The sequence below is a fragment of the Candidatus Binatia bacterium genome, assembly GCA_023150935.1.
GTDB lineage: Bacteria > Desulfobacterota > Binatia > HRBIN30 > HRBIN30 > JAKLJW01.
On the sequence record JAKLJW010000159.1, the window covers coordinates 1 to 566 of the forward strand.

Annotated in this window: 1 protein-coding gene; it reads left to right on the forward strand. The window is 71.7% G+C overall.

Annotated features, from left to right (window positions below):
* The coding region (locus L6Q96_23500; GenBank protein ID MCK6557513.1) for a DUF1957 domain-containing protein at positions 1-566 on the forward strand (566 nt) is incomplete at both ends.

Genomic DNA, 566 nt, shown 5'->3' on the forward strand with positions numbered 1-566 from the left:
CGCGCTGCTGGCCAGTGACGATCCGCTCGACCTGCCGGCCGCCCGGTCGCCGTACCGGGCCTACCAGGTGTCGCCCCGGAAGGGAGCCGGCGTGGTGGCCACGCTGGTGCGCGATCCGATCTCGTCGCGCCGGGTGTGGAGCCGCTATCAGGGCTACCCGGGCGATGGCGCCTATCTCGAGTTCCACAAGATTCGGTTCCCCGGCGGACTCAAGTTCTGGCGGGTGACCGACAGCCAGACCGATCTGGGCGGGAAGCTCCGGTACGACCCCAACGGGGCCCGGGCCCGAGCCCGCGAGCACGCGGTCGACTACGCCCGGCTGGTAACCTCGGTGGCGCGCGAAGCCGAGCGTGGAGCCGACCTGATTGCCGTCCCGTTCGATACCGAGCTGTTCGGGCACTGGTGGTTCGAGGGCGTCGACTTCCTGGGCGATCTCTACCGCGCCCTCCGGCACGCCCGGGGCCCGACGCCTACCACCGCCTCCGAGCACCTGACCCGGGCCCCGGCCCGCACGGCGGTCGAACTGGCGGAGGGCTCCTGGGGTGCCAACGGCGACTTCAGCAAGT